Below are 19112 nucleotides of genomic sequence, written 5' to 3'. Positions count from 1 at the left end.
TGTTGATAGACCCTGATTGGTTCCACGGCAAGGTTTACCCGCCTGGCGAATGCAGTGCAATCCACCGTGCTGATCGATCGGGGTGGAGACAATCACTCACGCCGATAGTGCTTCAACCGGCGTCCTGATGATGCTGCCCAATGCTGTGGAACGCTGCCTAGACTCCTGATCACTGACCTCACATTGTTACAGGAGCTAGCGATGAGCATGAGTTTTTCCGGCCAGGTTGCCCTGGTCACTGGTGGTGCTGCGGGGATTGGTCGGGCGACGGCGCTGGCGTTTGCCGCCGAGGGTTTGCAAGTGGTGGTGGCTGACCTGGATGCGGCGGGGGGCGAGGGTACGGTCGAGTTGATCCGCAACAATGGCGGTGAGGCTTTGTTCGTCAGTTGCAACGTTACCCGCGAGGCTGATGTACGGCAACTGATGGGGCGTACGCTCGAGGCTTACGGGCGCCTGGACTACGCCTTCAACAACGCCGGCATCGAGATCGAGCAGGGTCGCCTGGCCGAAGGCAGCGAGGCCGAGTTTGACGCAATCATGGGCGTCAATGTCAAAGGTGTTTGGCTGTGCATGAAGTATCAATTGCCGTTGCTGCTGGCCCAGGGCGGTGGCGCGATCGTCAACACGGCATCGGTCGCCGGGCTGGGGGCGGCGCCGAAGATGAGTATCTACAGCGCTTCCAAACATGCAGTGATTGGCCTGACCAAGTCGGCTGCGATCGAATACGCCAAGAAGAAAATTCGCGTCAACGCCGTGTGCCCGGCGGTGATCGACACCGATATGTTCCGCCGCGCCTATGAAGCCGACCCGCGTAAGGCTGAATTTGCCGCGGCCATGCACCCGGTCGGGCGCATTGGCAAGGTCGAGGAAATCGCCAGTGCCGTGCTCTACCTGTGCAGCGATGGCGCGGCCTTTACTACCGGCCAGGCCCTGGCGGTCGATGGTGGTGCCACGGCTATTTGACGGCTGCCAGCGTCGGCACGGCGATGGCCTGGTGGCTGCGTGCCAGTGCCAGGCCAACCAGCAGGCAACCGGCTAGCAGCAGCAGGCCGAACACCAGCAGGGCGGTACCCGCGCCGAGGCGGTCGACCAGCAGCCCGGTAAGAATGACTGGCAGGCTGAAACCCATGTAGGCAAGGAGGAAGAAGCCTGCGCTTGCGCGGGTTTTTTGTTCGCCGGCCAGGGTATTCACCGCCGAGAGACCGCCGAGGTAGATAAAACCGTAGCAGGCGCTGCTGGCCGCGACGGTGCCCAGCAACACAGCCGTTAGCGCGCCGCTGTCCGCGCCCCAGGCCAGCAGCGCGTAGCTGCAAGGCAGGATTACCAGGCCGATGGCCGTAGCCCGCATCGGCGCCAGGCGCTTGGCCAGCGGCTGGAACAATAACCCGCAACTGATCACGCAAAAGGTCGAGAACCCGGACCAACCGGCCAGATCATGCTGCTTGAGGATCGATGGCAGCAGGGCGATCACCAGGCCGACACAGGCCCAGGCCAGCAGGATCGCCAGGCCGTAGGGCAGGCTGCCAGCAGGATAGCTGGGCAGGCGTAGCAGGGCGGCGGTTGGCTCCAGGCGCCGATCGGGTAGCCGCCAGACCGCCACCATCGCCAGGCCGGCCAGCAGCATCTGCAGGTAGAAACTGCCCGGTGTCAGGCTTGGTCCGTTGAGCAGGAACAGGCTGGTCAGGGCTGCGCCCAGGCCGAAGCCCAACGAGGTGCTGGCAGTGACCCAAGTGGCAGCATTACGGTTATCACCGCCGTGCATCAGCTCGCTCATGTAGGCCGTGCCCGTGGCCGAGGCCAGTGCGGTACCGATACCGAGCAGCAGGCGTGCCAGGCCCAGTGTTTCAAGACCGGGTGCCAACAGCATCAGCAGTGTGGCGAGCATCGACAAGGCCAGGGCGGTGAGAATCAGCGGGCGGCGCCCGAGCCGGTCTGCCAGGCCACCGAGCAACATCAGCACGGGGATGACCCCCAGTACATACCCGGAAAAGGCCATCGCCGTGGCGCCGGCGCCGTAGCCGGAAAGCTCTGCGTAAGTGGTGTACAGCGGTGCCTGCAAGTTGACCGCGAAGGTGATCAGGCACAAGGCGAAAGCCAGTAGGACAGGGTGGCGCTGGGTGGGCATGGTCGGCTCCTCATCGATGGGTCGACTATCCGGCGATCACTCGCCGCTCACAAGGCACACGGGTGCGGGTTTTGTGATTAACTGTTCGGACAAAATAAACGAACACTTCCTCATGAACCTCTGCCTTGATCGCCACTCATCCCTCCCGCTGGTGCAGCAACTGACCGAGCAGTTGCAGGCCTGGATTGAAACGCAGCGCCTGCGTCCCGGTAGCCGTTTGCCATCGATTCGGCAACTGGCCCGGGAACACAACGTCAGTCAATCTTGCGTGATCGAAGCCTATGATCGGCTAGTGGCGGCGGGGTGGTTGCAGGCGCGTCATGGCGCGGGCTTTTTTGTCGCTGAACAGCGGCTGAAGGTGCCCCTGGTTGACCCGCCGATCCGCGATGAGGCATTCGCCAGCCGCTGGCAACAGTTCACCCAGGATCCGGCCGCGTTACTCAACCTGTGCTGTGGTTGGGTGCCGACGAGCTGGCGAGCTACCGAGGCCATTGCCCAGGCGGTGCGCCAGGTCAGTCGCGGCGCGCTCGAAGACCTCATCGATTACTGCCCGCCGCTGGGCCTGGCCAGCCTGCGCAGCCAGTTGCACAAAGGTTTGGGGCAGATCGGGATTGAGGCCGCGCCTGAGCAGATTCTCACCACCCAAGGCGCGAGCCATGCACTGGATCTGCTGGTGCGCACCTTGCTCAGGCCGGGCGACAAAGTGTTGGTGGAACGCCCGGGTTACTACAATCTGTTCAGCCTGTTGCGTCAGCATCAGGTCCAGATGCTCGAAGTGCCACGCACGCCCCACGGCCCCGATCTGCTGGTACTGGAGGCTCTGCTCAAGGAACATCGGCCACGTTGCCTGTACATTAACAGCCTGTACCAGAACCCCACCGGCAGCAGCTTGTCGCCCAAGGTTGCCTATCGTTTGCTGGAGCTGGCCCGTGAACATGACCTGCTGATTATCGAGGACGACATCTACGCCGACTTTCAGGACGGCGCAGTGACCCGCCTGGCAACCCTGGATGCCGAGCAGCGGGTGATCTACCTGGCCAGTTTCTCCAAGACCTTGAGCAGTTCGCTACGGGTCGGCTACCTGGTGGGCAGGCCTGAGCTGATCGCCCGTCTGGCGGAGCTGAAAATGGTCAGTGGCTTGGGCACTTCGCGTTTCACTGAGCAGGTGGTGGCGCAGATGCTGGGTAATGGCAGTTATCGCAAAAGCACAGCGCGCCTGCGTCTGCGCCTGGCTCAGCATATGGCCAAGGCTCTGGGGCAACTGGAGACTTACGGCTGGGAAGTGTTTGCCGAGCCCTATGGTGGCATGTTCGTCTGGGCGCGTTGTCCGGGACGAAGTTTTGCCGAGCTCTGCCGCGAGGCGCAGACCTGTTCGGTGCTGCTGGCACCAGGCAACGCCTTCGATCCCCAGGGTGCTGACAGCGATTGGTTGAGGATCAATGTCGCCTATGCCCAGGACTTGCGGGCGCAAGCGTTCTTTCAGGCTGCCGGACGACCTCGGCTGTCCTGAAAGCGACGCAACTGTAGCTTTTTGCCATTATTGCGCCGCCAGGATCTTGTGTCGCAAGCCCTGGTATTGCCACTCTGCAGCCTTGACGCATTTGCGCTCAGCAGGGGGACGTGCGATGAATTCGGCCAAGCGTGGTTTTTTCGCCAACCTCGGCATGGCCCGCAAGCTGGGGCTGGGGTTTGCACTGGTGTTGCTGTTGACTGCAGTGGTCGCGGCCGTGGGCGTTGCTGCACTGCAGAGTGTTGGGCAGCGTTTTGAGGGTTTGAAGCAGATGGCGGCGCTCAACACCGCACTGCTGGAGACGCGTCTGCAGGAGCAGGTGTTCGCCCTGCGTTCGGACCCCAAGGCGGTGGAAACCGTGCACCAGCGCGTTGAGGCCTTGCAGGCGCAAGCACGAGCGCTGGGGCAACTGAGCGGCGTCGAGCAGGCGTTGACTGACTATCGGCAGGCCTTCGACCAGTTCGTCGAGCTGACCCAGGCCAAGGAGCTGGCGCTGGACATGGCCAGTTGGTCGGTCGCAAGCGTTGCCAACAACCTGGATGTACTGCAGGCCGGGCTGGCCGACGACGGCACGTACACCCTCAAGAACTCTCAGGGCCAGCAAGGCGCCGAGTTCGTCGAACAGGCCGGTCAGGTGGCCCAGGTTGCCCGGCTGATGCTGCAGGCCATGGATGAGGCGCGGGTGCGGCTGGAGCAGAGCCGCAAAGGCGCCGAGGATGCGCGCCAGGGGCGCATCGAGCAGACCGACCAGGCCGCTGCCCTGGTCGAGCAGTTGAAAGCGGCGGTGAGCGATGCCGGCTACCAGAGCGTGCTGGGTGAGGTCAGCACGCATATCGCCAGTTTCAGTGAGAAGCTTGCCGAGTACACCGACCTGCTCGGTCGCGAGCAGCAACTCAAGGTGCAATTGCAGGCGCGCGCCCGGCAGGTCACGGGCCAGGTCGATCAAGCCTACGCCGCCGAAGACCAGGCCATGCAAAACGAGCTGAGGAACAATGCCTTGTTGATCCTCGGTGCCTCGCTGTTGGCACTGTTGGTGGGGGTGCTGGCGGCCTGGTCGATCACCCGTGCCGTGGTCGGGCCGCTGCGCCAGGTCATGGGCCGTGCCCAGCAAATTGCTGCCGGCGACCTGCGCGGTGACCTGAGTGTCGATCGGCGCGATGAAGTCGGTCAGTTGCTGCTGGCCATGCAACAGATGGGCAGCGGCTTGAGTGCGATCGTCAGTGGTTTGCAAAACGGCATCGAGCAACTGGCGAGCAATGCCCAGTCGCTGTCGGCGGTCACCGAGCAGACCAATCGCGAGGTCAACAGCCAGAAGGACGAAACCGAGCAGGTGGCCACCGCCATGCAGCAGATGACCGCCACTGTGCATGACGTTGCGCGCAATGCCGAAGAGGCCGCCCAGGCGGCGCAAACCGCCGACGACAAGGTCGAGAGTGGCCAGCAGGTGGTGCGCCAGAGCATGCAGCGTATCGAGCAGTTGGCCAGCGCTGCCGACTCGGCCAGTCAGAGCATCGAGAATCTGAGTGGTGAAGTGCAGAACATCGGTCAGGTGCTTGAGGTGATCAAAAGTGTCGCCGAACAGACCAACCTGCTGGCGCTCAACGCCGCCATCGAGGCAGCTCGGGCAGGGGAGCAGGGGCGGGGTTTTGCTGTGGTCGCCGATGAAGTCCGCGCACTGGCACGGCGTACCCAGCAATCGACCGAGGAAATCGAGCGCCTGGTCAGCAGTTTGCGCAACGGTACTCAAGCGTCGGTAGCGCAGATCCGGGGCAGTGCCGAGCTGGTAAAGTTGGCGGTAGCCGATGCCCTGCACACCGAAAGCGCGCTGGGCAGCATTGCTGCGGCGGTGTCGTTGATCCAGCAGATGAACCAGCAGATTGCCGCGGCGGCGCAGCAGCAGAGTTCGGTGGCGGAGGAAATCAACCGCAGTGTCACCCAGATTCGCAGCAGTGCCGATCAGTCGGCATTGGCCATGCAGGGCAACGCCAGCTCAAGTATTGAACTTGCGCAGTTGGGGAATGACTTGAAAGGCATGGTCGGGCATTTCCGCCTGTAACGGTCAGGGGCTGCAAAGCAGCCCCCATGGTTCTCAGACCGATTTGCGCCAGTTGAGAATCATCAGCGTCAGCACTCCGGCAACAATCCCCCAGAACGCCGAACCGATCGAGAACAGGGTAAAGCCCGAAGCGGTGACCATGAAGGTGATCAACGCCGCCTCGCGTTCCCTGGCCTCGTTCATGGCCACGGTCAGGCCGTTCATGATCGAACCGAACAGCGCCAGTGCTGCGATCGACAACACCAGCTCCTTGGGCAGGGCGGCGAACAGGGCCGCCAGGGTGGCGCCAAAGACCCCGGCGATGCCATAGAAGATCCCGCACCAGACCGCTGCGGTGTAGCGCTTGCTTGGGTCTTCATGGGCATGCGGGCCGGTGCAGATCGCGGCGCTGATGGCCGCCAGGTTGATACCATGGGAGCCGAACGGCGCCAGCAGCAGCGACGCCAGGCCGGTGATCGAAATCAGCGGTGAGGCCGGCACCTGATAACCGTCTGCGCGCAGCACGGCGACGCCCGGCATGTTCTGCGAGGTCATGGCGACCACGAACAGCGGAATGCCTATGCTGATGGTCGCCGCGAGGGAGAAGTGTGGCGTGGTCCATACCGGCGTGGCCACTTCCAGGCTGAAGCCGCTGAAGTCGAGCAGGCCCATTGCACCAGAGAGCACAGTCCCGACGATCAGGGCTGCGAGCACCGAGTAACGTGGCGACAACCGCTTGATCAGCAGGTAACTGAAGAACATACCCAGCACCAGGGTGGTACGGTGCTGGGCGGCAATGAATATCTCGCTGCCGATCTTGAACAGGATCCCGGCCAGCAATGCCGAGGCAAGCGATGCTGGAATGCGTTTGACCAGCCGCTCGAAGCTGCCGGTCATCCCGCAGATCACCACCAGCACCGCGCAGGTGATGTAGGCGCCAATGGCTTCGCCGTAGCTGACCCCGCCCAGGCTGGTGATCAGCAAGGCTGCGCCGGGGGTCGACCAGGCGACGGTAATCGGCGTGCGATAGCGTAGCGAAAGGCCGATGCTGCACACCGCCATGCCGATCGACAGCGCCCAGATCCACGAAGAGATTTGCCCCGTGGTCAAGCCGGCAGCCTGGCCGGCCTGGAACATCAGCACCAGAGAGCTGGTATAACCGGTGAGCATAGCGATGAAGCCCGCCACTACCGCTGATGGCGAGGAGTCGGCCAAAGGGCGCAATTGCGCGGAGGTGGCGTCGGGCATGGGGCATTCCTTGTTGTGGATGTAAGCAGTTTTTTCAGACTACCGCGCACAGTGTTGACCTTTGCCATACAGCAGGCATTGCAATTAGCCGTACAGTCGCCAACTATGGGCGCGGGTTCGATTTAGCATTACGAAGAGGGGGAGCGATGTACAAGGTTTACGGCGACTACCAGTCGGGCAACTGCTACAAGATCAAGCTCATGTTGCACCTGCTTGGCCTGCCTTATGAGTGGCACTCGGTGGATATCCTCAAGGGCGAGACGGAAACTCCGGCATTCCTGGCCATGAACCCCAACGGCAAGGTGCCGGTACTGGAGCTTGAGGATGGCACTTATCTGTGGGAGTCCAACGCGATTCTCAACTTCCTCGCCGATGGCAGCGCGTTCCTGCCCACCGAACCGCGCTTGCGTACCCAGGTGCTGCAATGGCAGTTCTTCGAGCAGTACAGCCACGAGCCGTACATCGCCGTGGCGCGCTTCATCCAGTTCTACCTGGGGCTACCGCAAGAGCGGCTGGAGGAATACAAGACCCTGCACAAAGGCGGCTACAAGGCCTTGCGGGTGATGGAGAAACAGCTGCAGCTAACGCCCTACCTGGTGGGTGATACCTACTCGATCGCCGATGTGGCGCTGTACGCCTATACCCATGTCGCCCATCAGGGTGGTTTCGACCTTGACGCTTATCCGGGCGTCCAGGCATGGCTGGCGCGCGTGGCCAGCCATCCCCGTCATGTGACCATGCTCGGTTGAGCGATCAGGCGGCAAAACGCTTGTTGAGGTAGTCGATGATCACCTTGGACTCATACATCCAGGTGGTCTTGCCATCTTCCTCGATGCGCAGGCACGGCACCTTGATCTTGCCGCCTTCGGCAAGCAGGGTCTGGCGGTCCTGTTCGTTGTTCTTGGCGTCGCGCAGCGTCACCGGCACGTTCAGGCGGTGCAGGGTGCGGCGGGTTTTCACGCAGAACGGGCAGGCGTGAAACTGGTACAGGCTCAGGCTCTCGGCCTGCTGCTCGACCCGGGCCTGGGCGGCCGGGTCGCGCTTGAGCTTGGCCGGGCGGCTGATCCAGTCAGCGAACACAATCAACTGACCCAGGCCGACACGCAGTGCTTTGACGATCATGGCAACTCCTCAGGATAAAAAAAGCCGACCCGCAAGGGTCGGCTCGCAGTCTGGCCCGATTACTTGATCAGGCTGAGAAACTCGCTGCGGGTCGCGGCGTTTTCACGGAATTCACCGAGCATCACCGAGGTGATCATGGTCGAGTTCTGTTTTTCCACACCGCGCATCATCATGCACATGTGCTTGGCCTCGATGACCACCGCCACGCCCAGGGCGCCGGTGACCTGCTGGATCGCCTCGGCAACCTGGCGGCTGAGGTTTTCCTGGATCTGCAGGCGACGCGCATACATGTCGACGATCCGCGCCACCTTAGACAGCCCCAGGACCTTGCCGTCAGGGATGTAGGCGACGTGAGCCTTGCCGATGAACGGCAGCATGTGGTGCTCGCACAACGAGTACAGCTCAATGTCCTTGACCAGGACCATCTCGCTGTTATCGGAGCTGAACAGAGCGCCGTTGGTCACTTCTTCCAGGGTTTGCTCATAACCGCGGCAAAGGTACTGCATGGCCTTCGCAGCCCGCTTGGGCGTGTCGAGCAGGCCCTCGCGGGAGACATCCTCGCCAAGCTGGCCAAGGATCGCGGTGTAGTTCTGTTCCAGGGACATGGATCTACCTGTGGGATTTATCGCAAACGCGAAGGGTACGGCGGCGGCGGCGGCGCTGCAAGTACGGCTTACTCGTCACGGCCTTCAAGCATGGTTCGCTTGAGCATGACATACACCGCGCCAGTGCCGCCATGGCGGGCCTGGCACGAGGTGAAACCGAGCACTTGCGGGTGCTGTCGCAGCCAAGTATTTACGTGGCTCTTGATCATCGGTCGCTTGCCATCCAGGCGCACGGCCTTGCCGTGGGTGACGCGCACGCAGCGTACTTCGAAGCGGGTGGCCTCGGCGAGGAAGGCCCACAAGGTTTCCCGGGCCTTTTCGACCGTCATGCCGTGCAGGTCAAGGCTGCCTTCAAAGCCAATCTGACCGAGCTTGAGCTTGCGCATCTGGCTTTCCTGGACGCCGTCACGGCTCCAGTGCAGATCGTCTTCGGGGCCGACGTCGATGACAAACTGGTCGGACAAGCCATCGACCACGCTCTGGTCGCTACGTACTGTCGCGGCCTGGCGCAGGCTCGCCAGCTTCTTGCGGTCGGCTTTGGGTTTGCCGACTTCGGCGCGATCGTGGGTGATCGGCTTGACGCCGCGCATCTCGCTTTTGAACAGGGAAAAATCGTCGTCTTGCATGTAAGCCTCCGCCTGGGCGGCGTAGTTTACGCGACTCCCCCTGGGCGTGCAGTCAATCGTGTTTTTTCATCAGGTGCGGTGACAGGTTGAGCTCGCGGCGCCTGCGCAAGCGCAAGCGGCTGCGGCGCCAGAACCAGATGCCCAGGTACAGCAGCAACAGGCCAAGGCCCAGCAGCACGCTGGCGCCAGCCGGGTTGGCATTGAGCTCGCCGAGGGCTGCGGGTCGGCCCAGCAGGCTGGCGGCGCCGGCCATGGCCAGGAGCACCCCGGCAGTTGCCAGCAGCGCCGAAAACGCTGCAGCCAGGCGCATGCCCCAGTTACGGGGTGTGCGTGGGCGCAAGCGCTTGGCATCGAAACCATCGGATATTTTCATTCCGATTTCCTCTATGGATATCCGGTGTTGGACCGAAAAGCCTGGAGGTGGTTCCGCCCGGCGGCCGGGCGGTCGCTCAGATCAGGCTGGCAGTCGGCGCCACACAGGCGAAGTTGTCGGCCATGATCGCCATTTCGCTCTGCTGGATCTGCGCCGCAGGAATGACGCCGTCCTTGAAAGGCAGGTCGCGGGTGGCACAGGCATCCTCGATCAGGGTGCAGCGATAACCGTAGTCCTTGGCCCGGCGTACGGTGGTGCTGACGCTGGAGTGGCTCATGAAACCGCAGACGATCAGGTCCAGGTGACCGTACTTCTGCAGGGTCTCGTGCAAGGTAGTGTTCTTGAAGGCGTTGGGCATGCGCTTCTCGATGATCATTTCATCCCCCGCAGGCTCCAGGCCCGGGATGAATTCTCCGCGCGGGCCCTGTGGGTCGAACATGCCGCCGACGGTACCCAGGTGACGCACGTGGATGATCGGGCGCCCGGCCTTGCGGGCCGCCTCAAGCATTTTAGCGATGTTGGCCACGGCTGTGTCCATGCCCGAGAGCGCCAGGGGACCGTTCAGGTACTCCTTTTGCGCATCGATAATCACCAGGCTGGCGTTGTTCAGCTTGGCCGGCGGATAGCCGCGGCCGCTGAGGTGGAACATCGTCATTGGAACAGACATCAAGGGCTCCTTTGGATGGGGCTTTTACCCTATTGTCCCCTGCCTGAGCACTTATGTGAATCGCTTAGCGTACAACCTGCGTCGTTAGTGGCCTGCAGCCACCTTGGCGAAATCCTTACAGGGTGTTTTTGCCGATCATTTCTTCTGCCGGGCTGTTAGAATTGCGGGTCGTCTTTCAAGGAGTCTGTTGTGATCACTTCTCGCTTGCGCACCCTGCGCGATCATATCCGTTGGGCCGTCAGCCGTTTCCATGAGCATGGCCTGTTTTTCGGTCATGGCGCCGACAACGCCTGGGATGAAGCGCGGCTGCTGGTGCTAGGTTCGGTCCATCTGCCCTGGGAGGTCGCCGATGCCTACCTTGACTGCCAACTGGAAGACGACGAGCTGGTCAACCTGCAGCGCCTGCTCAAGCGCCGCATCGAAGACCGCGTGCCCACCGCCTATCTGTTGGGTGAGGCCTGGTTCTGCGGTTTGTCGTTCATTGTCGACGAGCGGGTGCTGATTCCGCGTTCACCCATCGGCGAGCTGATCGAAAAACGCTTCGAGCCGTGGTTGGCCAGCGAGCCGGCACGCATCCTTGATCTGTGCACCGGGTCCGGTTGCATCGGTATCGTCAGCGCCGAAGTTTTCCCCGACGCTGAAGTGGTGCTCGCCGACCTGTCCTTCGAGGCGCTGGAAGTCGCCAACCAGAACATCGAGCGTCACGGCCTGGAAGAGCGCGTCTTTACTGTCCAGGGCGACGGTTTCGCCGGTCTGCCAGGGCAGCGCTTTGACCTGATCCTGTCCAATCCGCCTTATGTCGATGCCGAAGATTTTGCCGACATGCCGGATGAGTATCACCACGAACCGGAGCTGGGCCTGGCCTGTGGCAACGATGGCCTGGACCTGGTGCGGCGGATGCTGGCCGAAGCGGCCGATCACCTGACCGAGAAGGGCCTGCTGATTGTCGAGGTGGGCAACAGCCAGGTGCATGTCGAGGCGCTGTATCCGCAAGTGGATTTCGCCTGGCTGGAGTTCGAGCGCGGTGGGCACGGGGTGTTCATGCTCACGGCTGAGCAGTGCCGGCAGCATCAGGGGTTGTTTGCTTCGAAGGTGTAAGGTTGCAGACTTGCTCTGAATCTATCGCGGGGCAAGTCGGACCGCCGCACCGCCGCTCCCACGTGGGAGCGGGCTTGCCCCGCGATGCTTTCTAGCGGTGAGTGGCAATCCAGATCAGTAAGCCGGCCTGAAACACCGCAAAGGCCACCAGGCAGGTAATGGTAAAACGCAGCCCGCTGTCTTCACGGCGGTACTTGCTGACCCGCTCGTCACGCTCGCGCAATTGCGTCTCTTTTTCCTGCAAGTTGTGCTCGGCCTGCTGCAGCATCTGCGCGGCATCGAGTATCTCGACCCGTTGCACCTTGTCGCTGTTGAAGCCGCCCTTGAGCTCGCCGACCTGCACATCGACAAAGCGTCCCTTCAGGTGCTGGGCATCAGCATACTCGACCTCCAGGCCATGGCTGCGCAGCACATGGTCACGGCGCAGGCGAGTGTCTTCGTTGAGCGCGTCCTTGTTCGGCAGAGCTGCGCCCTCGACCCGGTAGTGTGGCCATTTGCGTTGCGCCCAGATCACTGCCTGGTTGAGCAAAAAACGCCCCAGGCCGCGGTTCAGCGGCTCCATCTGCAAGCCGGCGTCGGGGCTGAAGGTCACGCGCTTTTCGTCATGGTCGACCCACACATCCAGGTGGTTCTGTTCCTTGCGCACTTTTTGGGCCGGTAACTGGATAGCCATGCGCAGCAGGCTGGTCTGCTTGTTGTGGCGCTCGGCGTAGCCGTACTGGACAAAACGCAGCGGCCGCGCACCGCTGTTGCGATCGGTCGGCAGCGGCGCCAGGCGCAGCATCTGGAAGTGTTCGGGGGCAACATCGGCCCAGGGCAGGGGGGCAACTTCCGCTGCTGTCTGTTCGGCAGTCTTCTGGGCGGTATCCTGGGGGGCGGCTTCGGTCATCACGGCAATCCTCATGTGCGCAGCAGGCTGGTCGCATTGACGATGCCAGCACCGCTGTATCGGCAGGGCTGGTCTGGACTGGAGCGTAATTTCTGCGATTTGGCCTCAGCTGGCGGGCAACCGCTGAATGAAGTCGACAACGCGCTGGCCCAGTTCGGCCGCTTGCGGTAGTCGCGGGTCAAGGTAGCTGTCGCGTTGCTGGCTGATTTGCTCGGGGGCAATGCGCAGCATGTGGTTCATGCCTTTGATCAACGCAAGCTCGGCATCCGGCTTGGCCGCCTTGAGGATCTCGGCGTTGTCGACGCTGACCTGGAAATCATGGGTGCCCTGGATGATCAGCGCCGGTACCTTGACCTTGGCAAAGGCCTCGGCCGGGTCCTGGCGGAACAGCGAAATCAGGTAGGGCTGCACGCTGGGGCGCAGTACGTCCTGCAGGGGCAGCGGCACGCGGGAGGAGGTCTTGCCGTTTTTCAGGCGGTCGAGGATGTCTGTGGCACTGGCCATGTAGCGCCCAGGTATGCGATCGAACATCTGTGCCCGCAATGCCTTGTCGATCGGCCAGCCACTGCCGGCGACGCTGATCACCGCGCTGGCGCCGCTTTGCTCGGCAGCAAGGCTTGCGATCAGCGCGCCTTCACTGTGGCCGAGCAGGATCAGGCGACCGAAACGCGGGTCAGCCTTGATTTTCTGGCTCCAGGCCACGGCATCAGCGACATAGCGTTCCACCGTCAGATCGCGCTCATCCGGAGTGGCCGCAAGGCTCGCAGCGACACCGCGCTTGTCGTAGCGCACGCTGGCGATATTGTTTTTCGCCAGGGTCAGGGCCAGTTGCTTGAGGTTGTCGGTATCGCCGCCGTACGGGTTGTTGCCGTCGCGATCGGTCGGCCCGGAGCCGGCAATGATCAATACCACCGGTGGCGGCTGCTCGGTGCGCGGCAACAACAGGCTGCCGTGGAGTACGCCGCTGCCGGTATCGAGGCTGATCGGGCGTTGCAATACGGTGGGGGCGGCAGCCTGGACCAGGCTACTGAACAGCAGGGCGATTACCGCAACAATACGCAACATCATCAGGCCACTATCGAGAAAGTTCCGTTTGGACCGGGCCGGGCGCAGAAGGTTCGCCTTCAGGGATGAACTGAATGGTTAGCCTGCGTATACTGGCGGCCTTGTTCACATCTGGCTGATTCGCGGAGCGTCCTGCATGTCCGGCAATACCTACGGCAAGCTGTTCACTGTCACCACCGCTGGCGAAAGCCATGGTCCGGCGTTGGTCGCCATTGTCGATGGCTGCCCGCCGGGCCTGGAAATTTCCCTGGCCGACCTGCAGCACGACCTGGACCGGCGCAAGCCCGGCACCAGCCGCCACACCACCCAGCGTCAGGAAGCCGACGAAGTCGAAATCCTCTCCGGGGTGTTCGAGGGGCGCACCACCGGTTGCTCCATCGGCCTGCTGATTCGCAACACCGACCAGAAGTCCAAGGACTACTCGGCGATCAAGGACCTGTTCCGCCCGGCCCATGCCGACTACACCTACCACCACAAGTACGGTGAGCGCGATTACCGTGGCGGCGGCCGCAGCTCGGCGCGCGAAACCGCCATGCGCGTGGCCGCTGGCGCCATCGCCAAGAAGTATCTGGCCAGCCAGGGTATCCGCATCCGCGGCTACATGAGCCAGCTCGGTCCGATCGAAATCCCTTTCAAGACCTGGGATTCGGTGGAGCACAACGCCTTTTTCAGCCCTGACCCGGACAAGGTTCCGGAACTTGAGGCCTACATGGATCAACTGCGCCGTGACCAGGATTCGGTCGGGGCGAAGATCACCGTGGTTGCCGAGGGTGTCATGCCGGGCCTGGGCGAGCCGATCTTCGATCGCCTGGATGCCGAGCTTGCCCACGCGCTGATGAGCATCAACGCGGTCAAGGGCGTGGAGATCGGCGCAGGCTTTGCCAGTGTTGCCCAGCGGGGTACCGAGCACCGTGACGAGCTCACTCCTGAAGGCTTTCTGAGCAACAATGCCGGCGGCATTCTCGGCGGCATTTCCTCTGGCCAGCCGATCGTTGCCCACCTGGCCCTCAAGCCGACGTCGAGCATCACCACCCCGGGCCGTTCCATCGATGTCGATGGCAATCCGGTCGAGGTCATTACCAAGGGCCGTCACGATCCTTGCGTGGGGATCCGCGCCACGCCGATTGCCGAAGCGATGATGGCTATCGTGTTGATGGATCACCTGCTGCGCCACCGTGGGCAGAACGCCGATGTACGCGTGAAAACCCCGGTGCTGGGCCAGCTGTAATGCTGGCATCTGCCATTCGTGCTGCGGCTCGTTGAGCCGTGGCGCCGATTCCGTACTGGCGGCTGTCCAGTTTCTACCTGTTCTACTTCGCCTTGCTCGGCTCGACTGCGCCGTTTCTGGCGCTGTATTTCGATCATCTGGGCTTTTCCAGCGCGCGCATCGGCGAACTGGTGGCCATCCCAATGCTGATGCGCTGCGTGGCCCCCAACCTGTGGGGCTGGTTGGGCGACCGCAGTGGCCAACGGCTGTTGATCGTACGCCTGGGCGCCTTGTCGACTCTGGCGACCTTTTCGCTGATCTTCTTCGGTAAAAGTTACGCCTGGCTGGCGCTGGTGATGGCCCTGCATGCCTTCTTCTGGCATGCGGTGCTGCCGCAGTTCGAGGTCATTACCCTAGCCCACCTGCAAGGGCAGACTGCCCGTTACAGCCAGGTGCGGCTGTGGGGCTCGATCGGCTTTATCCTCACCGTGGTCGGTCTTGGTCGGCTGTTCGACGGGGTGAGCCTGGATATCTACCCGGTCGCCCTGGTCATCATCATGGCCGGCATCGTTGTCGCCAGCCTCTGGGTACCCAACGCACAACCGCCGGGGCAGAACGATCGGGCAAGTGGCGGTGGTTTTCTCAAACAGCTGGCCAGCCCCGGGGTAGCGGCGTTCTACCTGTGCGTGGCGCTGATGCAACTAAGCCATGGCCCGTACTACACCTTTCTGACCCTGCACCTTGAGCACCTGGGCTATAGCCGCGGCACCATCGGCGTGCTCTGGGCCCTGGGGGTGGTGGCCGAGGTGCTGATGTTCCTGGTCATGAGCTGGATTCTGGCGCGGGTGTCGTTGCGCCGGGTGCTGCTGGCCAGTTTGCTTCTGGCGGCTTTGCGCTGGGTATTGCTGGGCAACTTTGCCGAGCACCTTGTGGTGTTGTTGCTTGCCCAGCTGCTGCATGCCGCCACCTTTGGCAGCTTCCACGCTGCCGCCATTGCTTTCGTGCAACGCAGCTTCGCTGCCCGCCAGCAGGGCCAGGGCCAGGCATTGTATGCGGCCCTGGCCGGAACCGGTGGGGCCATGGGCGCCGTGTACTCGGGGTACAGCTGGAACCTGCTGGGCGCGGCTACCACCTTTGGTATTGCCAGCGTCGCAGCCCTGGCCGCAGCCGTTATCATTGCGCTTCGAATGAAAGAGGACAGGGCATGAGCCTTGGCCGTGAACCGGTAGTAAGGAGTTGCCCCGATGAGCAGCCTTAGCGTGTATCACCAGTCCACCCCGGACATTCCCAACAAGGTGCTGACTCACCTGGAGGATATCGCCGCTACCCTTGCCGAGCAGGGCGTGCGTTTCGAGCGTTGGCAGGCTGGCGCTTCAATCCCGGCGGGTGCCAGCGATGAACAGGTGATCGGCGCGTATCAACACAGTCTCGATGCGCTGAAGGCCGAGAAAGGTTATGTCGGTGTCGAGGTGACCCGCGAAGCAGACGTAAGCTTGCTTGCCGAGCACACTTGTGAGGAGGACCAGCTGTACTTTTTCGCCGCCGGGCGCGGGATGTTCAGCTTGCGGATCGAGGACTACATCTACGCGGTGTTGTGCGAGAAGGGTGACCTGATCGGCGTTCCGTCAGGGGTTCGGCAGTGGCGCGATATGGGAGAGGAGCCGCGGTTTGTGGCGATCCGGGTGTTTAACCAGGTTCAGGGTTCAGCTGCCAGGTTTACTGGCGATACGATCGCAGCAGACTTTCCTAGGCTGGATGACTGAGTGATCGCTATCGCGGGGCAAGCCCGCTCCCACCGTCTGTGGGGGCGGGCTACTGCTTACCGGTAAGTTGGCAAGGCAAACCGCTGCTGGCTCTGCAACATTGTAATCACCGGCAGCTCACTGGCCTGCTCGGCCAGGTCGCGGCGAATCGCACTGATCGCCCACGACAACTGTTCGGCACTGTGCAGTTGTGCATAAGAAATCGAGCGCCGGGTCTGGGTGCCGTCGGCTGCGCGCAGGGTCAGTAGAATTCCGCCATCGGGGCGCGCCTGGGTGGTCACTTCATGAGCGCTGAATACCGAGGCGAATTTTTCCTGGATGAGGTCCATATCAACTCCTGACTGTTAGTGGCAGACATGGAGTGATGGGTGCAGTGAGTGTGCCAGTTTCTTTATTGTAAAAAACACATACAAATCAATTACTTATAAATTTACCGGAAGGGCGCTAACGTGCATTGTGCACGGCCGTGCATTTTGCACAGTGCATTTTGCATGGTTGTTCGGCCAATAGATTTCAACTGTCATGGCCATGGTTTATCCACCATTGACCCCGCGCGCGCCCTGACCAAGACTTGGGCTTTTCCGATAGCCAGGAGGTTCCCCATGTCAGACCAACGTAGCCCCACGCCCATGAACGACGACGAGGCGGCAGCGTTCGCCGAGGAGGTCTTTGACCGGGCGCGCAAGGGCGACGCGGCGATGCTTGAGCGCTTGCTGGAAAAGGGGCTGCCGGTGAACCTGCGCAATGGCAATGGCGATACCTTGCTGATGCTTGCCAGCTACCATGGGCATCGGGAGGCCGTTACGGTACTGCTCGACCATGGTGCCGACCCGCAGATCGCCAATGACAAGGGCCAGTTGCCCATTGCTGGCGCCGCGTTCAAGGGTGACCTGGAGATGGTTCAACTGCTGGTGCACAGAGGCGCCGAGATCGACGGCACGTCCGCCGATGGCCGCACCGCGCTGATGATGGCGGCAATGTTCAACCGCACCGTGATCGTCGATTATCTGCTGGCCAGGGGCGCCAACCCCCGGCATCGCGACGCCCGTGGCACTGACGCCCTGGGTGCGGCGCAAACCATGGGCGCGGCCCAGACTACCGAGCAGTTGCTCAAGCTGCTCGGCTAACCCCTGGGGGCCTTTTGCGGCTATCCTTGGCGACTTTTTTCAGCGTCGCAGGGCCCTTTCATGAAATCCCAATTGGTCGAACTCATCGGCAAAATCAGCGCCGGCTGCATGCGCGAGGACGACATCGCGCGTATCGCCGACGAAGCCGCCCAGGCCTACGCCGACCCGCAGGCGTTTCTCGCCGCCAACCCGGACATCAACTACGACGACAGCTTCCCGATCCCGCTGGGTGAGTGGATTGTCGTCGGCAGCCTGCCCGATACCGTGCTGTTCCAGGCCGATACCTATCAGGACCTGTTCGCCCAGATCGTCGACTCCTTCGACCAGAGCGTGGCATTCAACCTCAAGCCCAAGCAACTGGCCAAGGTCGAGGCGCTGACCGCACTCAATCGTATCCAGGTGCAGATGGGCGCAATGAACAAGGAAGCCGGTGGCTATGTGCTGATGAACTTCAGCCAGTTGCTCGATGATGAGCTGCAGATGGTGCTGGTCGGCAACCACGACTTGCCACGGGTGCTGGAGCTTTGCGCCGAGGTCGGTATCGCTGCAGCGCCGGCCCTGGAAGCGCTGCGGGTTGCCGTGCACGTTTAACCCAGGGCGGTATCGAGGAACATCATCACCGCAAAGCCGCCCATCAGGCCCAGGGTTGCCGAGGTCTGGTGGCCGTTGCGGTGGGTTTCCGGGATCACCTCGTGGGACACCACAAAGATCATCGCCCCGGCCGCCAGGCCCATGCTCACCGGGTAGGCGATGGCAAAGCCGGTGGAAATGCCCAGGCCGATCACGGCGCCAATGGGCTCCATCAGGCCCGAGCCGATCGCCACCAATGCCGCCTTGAAGGTTGAAAGCCCGGTTGCGCGCAGTGCCAGGGCCACGGCCAGGCCTTCGGGGATGTCCTGGATGGCGATGGCGCTGGTCAACGGCAGGCCGACATTGAGGTCACCGTTGGCAAAGCTGACGCCGATGGCCATGCCTTCTGGCAAGTTGTGCAGAGTAATCGCCAGCACGAACAGCCATACCCGATTGATCCGCTCCGCCTGCGGGCCGCACGGGCCGGTGCTTTCATGTTCGTGCGGGGTGAAGCGGTCGAGGCCGAGCATCAGCAACACGCCAAGGCCCATTCCCACCACCACTGTCAGCGCCGCGTAAGGGCCGTTGCCAGTGATTTCGCGGGCGGCGTCGAGGCCGGGCAGAATCAGCGAGAACGAACTGGCGGCGAGCATCATGCCGGCGGCAAAGCCGAGCATCACATCCTGGGTGCGCGCGCTTATCTCGCGCAGCACTACGGCCATGACCGCGCCAAGGGCGGTGGCGGCAAATCCGGCGAGGCCGCCGAGCAGGGCCATGTGCAGGTTTTGCTGATGATCGCCGTGCACCGCGTTCCAGGCGCTGGCGATCAACAGGCCAAATACCACCAGCAAGCTCAGGCCCAGGCCGGCGCTGAGCCACGGGCTGTTTTGCGCCTGTTGCAACCAGGCACTCCAGAGCGGGACTGGGGCGGGGCTACTGTGGCTGTGGGCGGGTGGCATAAGGACCTCTCTGGCGCAGTTCAATGAATCGAGTGTAACCAGCGAAGCGGGGCAGCTGCGAACGATTCGCCTCTATGGGCCTGATAGCCAGCTATCCTGAGGGCAGACTCGATCAAGGGAGCA

Annotated in this window: 21 protein-coding genes and 1 pseudogene; 11 read left to right on the top strand and 11 right to left on the bottom strand. The window is 62.4% G+C overall.

From position 1 onward, the window contains the following. Positions 1–201 precede the first annotated feature (201 nt). Entirely contained in the window at positions 202–963 is a 762-nt protein-coding gene (locus tag EXN22_RS20300) for an SDR family oxidoreductase (RefSeq protein ID WP_130265745.1), read from the top strand. Here EXN22_RS20300 and EXN22_RS20295 read toward each other — a convergent pair. After that, complete coding sequence (locus EXN22_RS20295) at positions 956–2125, bottom strand: MFS transporter (protein WP_130265744.1); 1170 nt, start codon at positions 2123–2125, stop codon at positions 956–958. The genes EXN22_RS20300 and EXN22_RS20295 overlap by 8 nt on opposite strands. A 112-nt stretch (positions 2126–2237) precedes the next feature. On the opposite strand from EXN22_RS20295, the gene EXN22_RS20290 reads away from it, so the two are divergent. From EXN22_RS20290 to EXN22_RS26755, 3 genes and pseudogenes are all read left to right on the top strand, one after another. Next, positions 2238–3635, top strand: coding sequence for an aminotransferase-like domain-containing protein (locus EXN22_RS20290; protein ID WP_130265743.1), 1398 nt, complete (start codon positions 2238–2240; stop codon positions 3633–3635). Beyond that, positions 3565–4782, top strand: a pseudogene (locus EXN22_RS26760) (hypothetical protein); the annotation flags it as partial. The gene EXN22_RS20290 and the pseudogene EXN22_RS26760, both read left to right, overlap by 71 nt. 36 nt (positions 4783–4818) lie before the next feature. Next, complete coding sequence (locus tag EXN22_RS26755) at positions 4819–5691, top strand: methyl-accepting chemotaxis protein (RefSeq protein ID WP_407691979.1); 873 nt, start codon at positions 4819–4821, stop codon at positions 5689–5691. A gap of 33 nt (positions 5692–5724) precedes the next feature. On the opposite strand, the gene EXN22_RS20280 is transcribed toward EXN22_RS26755, so the two are convergent. After that, positions 5725–6918, bottom strand: coding sequence for a benzoate/H(+) symporter BenE family transporter (locus EXN22_RS20280; protein WP_130265741.1), 1194 nt, complete (start codon positions 6916–6918; stop codon positions 5725–5727). 146 nt (positions 6919–7064) lie between these two features. Here EXN22_RS20280 and EXN22_RS20275 point away from each other — a divergent pair, with 146 nt between their 5' ends. Next, positions 7065–7667, top strand: a complete 603-nt coding sequence (locus EXN22_RS20275) for a glutathione S-transferase family protein (RefSeq protein ID WP_130265740.1) — start codon at positions 7065–7067, stop codon at positions 7665–7667. Between the two features lie 4 nt (positions 7668–7671). On the opposite strand, the gene EXN22_RS20270 is transcribed toward EXN22_RS20275, so the two are convergent. The 5 genes from EXN22_RS20270 to EXN22_RS20250 form a co-directional block, all read right to left on the bottom strand. Continuing rightward, entirely contained in the window at positions 7672–8040 is a 369-nt protein-coding gene (locus EXN22_RS20270; protein WP_130265739.1) for a glutathione S-transferase N-terminal domain-containing protein, read from the bottom strand. A gap of 59 nt (positions 8041–8099) precedes the next feature. Beyond that, a complete protein-coding gene (gene folE, locus EXN22_RS20265; protein WP_045195310.1) occupies positions 8100–8645 on the bottom strand; it encodes a GTP cyclohydrolase I FolE in 546 nt (181 codons plus the stop codon). A 68-nt stretch (positions 8646–8713) separates the two neighbouring features. Beyond that, positions 8714–9271: a Smr/MutS family protein gene (locus EXN22_RS20260; RefSeq protein ID WP_130265738.1), complete on the bottom strand. Its 558-nt coding sequence runs from the start codon at positions 9269–9271 to the stop codon at positions 8714–8716. 52 nt (positions 9272–9323) lie between these two features. Continuing rightward, positions 9324–9644, bottom strand: coding sequence for a hypothetical protein (locus EXN22_RS20255; RefSeq protein ID WP_130265737.1), 321 nt, complete (start codon positions 9642–9644; stop codon positions 9324–9326). Positions 9645–9720: 76 nt separating this feature from the next. Beyond that, positions 9721–10311 carry a cysteine hydrolase family protein gene (locus tag EXN22_RS20250; protein WP_130265736.1) on the bottom strand — a complete coding sequence of 197 codons (591 nt, stop codon included), beginning with the start codon at positions 10309–10311 and terminating at the stop codon, positions 9721–9723. Between the two features lie 189 nt (positions 10312–10500). Between EXN22_RS20250 and prmB the strand changes: the two genes are divergently transcribed. Next, a complete protein-coding gene (gene prmB, locus EXN22_RS20245) occupies positions 10501–11409 on the top strand; it encodes a 50S ribosomal protein L3 N(5)-glutamine methyltransferase (protein ID WP_130265735.1) in 909 nt (302 codons plus the stop codon). 91 nt (positions 11410–11500) lie between these two features. On the opposite strand, the gene EXN22_RS20240 is transcribed toward prmB, so the two are convergent. Together EXN22_RS20240 and EXN22_RS20235 are read right to left on the bottom strand one after the other, a co-directional pair. After that, a complete protein-coding gene (locus tag EXN22_RS20240; RefSeq protein ID WP_130265734.1) occupies positions 11501–12298 on the bottom strand; it encodes a hypothetical protein in 798 nt (265 codons plus the stop codon). A 105-nt stretch (positions 12299–12403) separates the two neighbouring features. Continuing rightward, positions 12404–13366, bottom strand: coding sequence for an alpha/beta hydrolase (locus tag EXN22_RS20235; protein ID WP_130265733.1), 963 nt, complete (start codon positions 13364–13366; stop codon positions 12404–12406). 133 nt (positions 13367–13499) lie between these two features. On the opposite strand from EXN22_RS20235, the gene aroC reads away from it, so the two are divergent. The 3 genes from aroC to EXN22_RS20220 are packed head-to-tail and all read left to right on the top strand — an operon-like array spanning position 13500 to position 16333. Then, positions 13500–14591, top strand: coding sequence for a chorismate synthase (gene aroC / locus EXN22_RS20230; RefSeq protein ID WP_130265732.1), 1092 nt, complete (start codon positions 13500–13502; stop codon positions 14589–14591). 38 nt (positions 14592–14629) lie between these two features. Further along, a complete protein-coding gene (locus tag EXN22_RS20225; protein WP_130265731.1) occupies positions 14630–15778 on the top strand; it encodes an MFS transporter in 1149 nt (382 codons plus the stop codon). A 36-nt stretch (positions 15779–15814) separates the two neighbouring features. After that, on the top strand, positions 15815–16333 hold the full coding sequence (locus EXN22_RS20220; protein ID WP_130265730.1) for an acireductone dioxygenase: 519 nt from the start codon (positions 15815–15817) through the stop codon (positions 16331–16333). 56 nt (positions 16334–16389) lie between these two features. Here EXN22_RS20220 and EXN22_RS20215 read toward each other — a convergent pair whose 3' ends face one another. After that, positions 16390–16662: a DUF3509 domain-containing protein gene (locus EXN22_RS20215; RefSeq protein WP_130265729.1), complete on the bottom strand. Its 273-nt coding sequence runs from the start codon at positions 16660–16662 to the stop codon at positions 16390–16392. Positions 16663–16935: 273 nt separating this feature from the next. Between EXN22_RS20215 and EXN22_RS20210 the strand changes: the two genes are divergently transcribed. Together EXN22_RS20210 and EXN22_RS20205 are read left to right on the top strand one after the other, a co-directional pair. Beyond that, positions 16936–17460: an ankyrin repeat domain-containing protein gene (locus tag EXN22_RS20210; protein WP_130265728.1), complete on the top strand. Its 525-nt coding sequence runs from the start codon at positions 16936–16938 to the stop codon at positions 17458–17460. A 60-nt stretch (positions 17461–17520) separates the two neighbouring features. Beyond that, entirely contained in the window at positions 17521–18051 is a 531-nt protein-coding gene (locus EXN22_RS20205) for a hypothetical protein (protein ID WP_130265727.1), read from the top strand. Here EXN22_RS20205 and EXN22_RS20200 read toward each other — a convergent pair. Continuing rightward, positions 18048–18989, bottom strand: a complete 942-nt coding sequence (locus EXN22_RS20200) for a ZIP family metal transporter (protein WP_130265726.1) — start codon at positions 18987–18989, stop codon at positions 18048–18050. The two genes, EXN22_RS20205 and EXN22_RS20200, sit on opposite strands and share 4 nt — an antisense overlap. Between the last annotated feature and the right edge of the window lie 123 nt (positions 18990–19112).

Source organism: Pseudomonas tructae (genome assembly GCF_004214895.1).
Classification (GTDB): domain Bacteria; phylum Pseudomonadota; class Gammaproteobacteria; order Pseudomonadales; family Pseudomonadaceae; genus Aquipseudomonas; species Aquipseudomonas tructae.
This window is presented reverse-complemented; position numbering and strand designations above follow the sequence as displayed.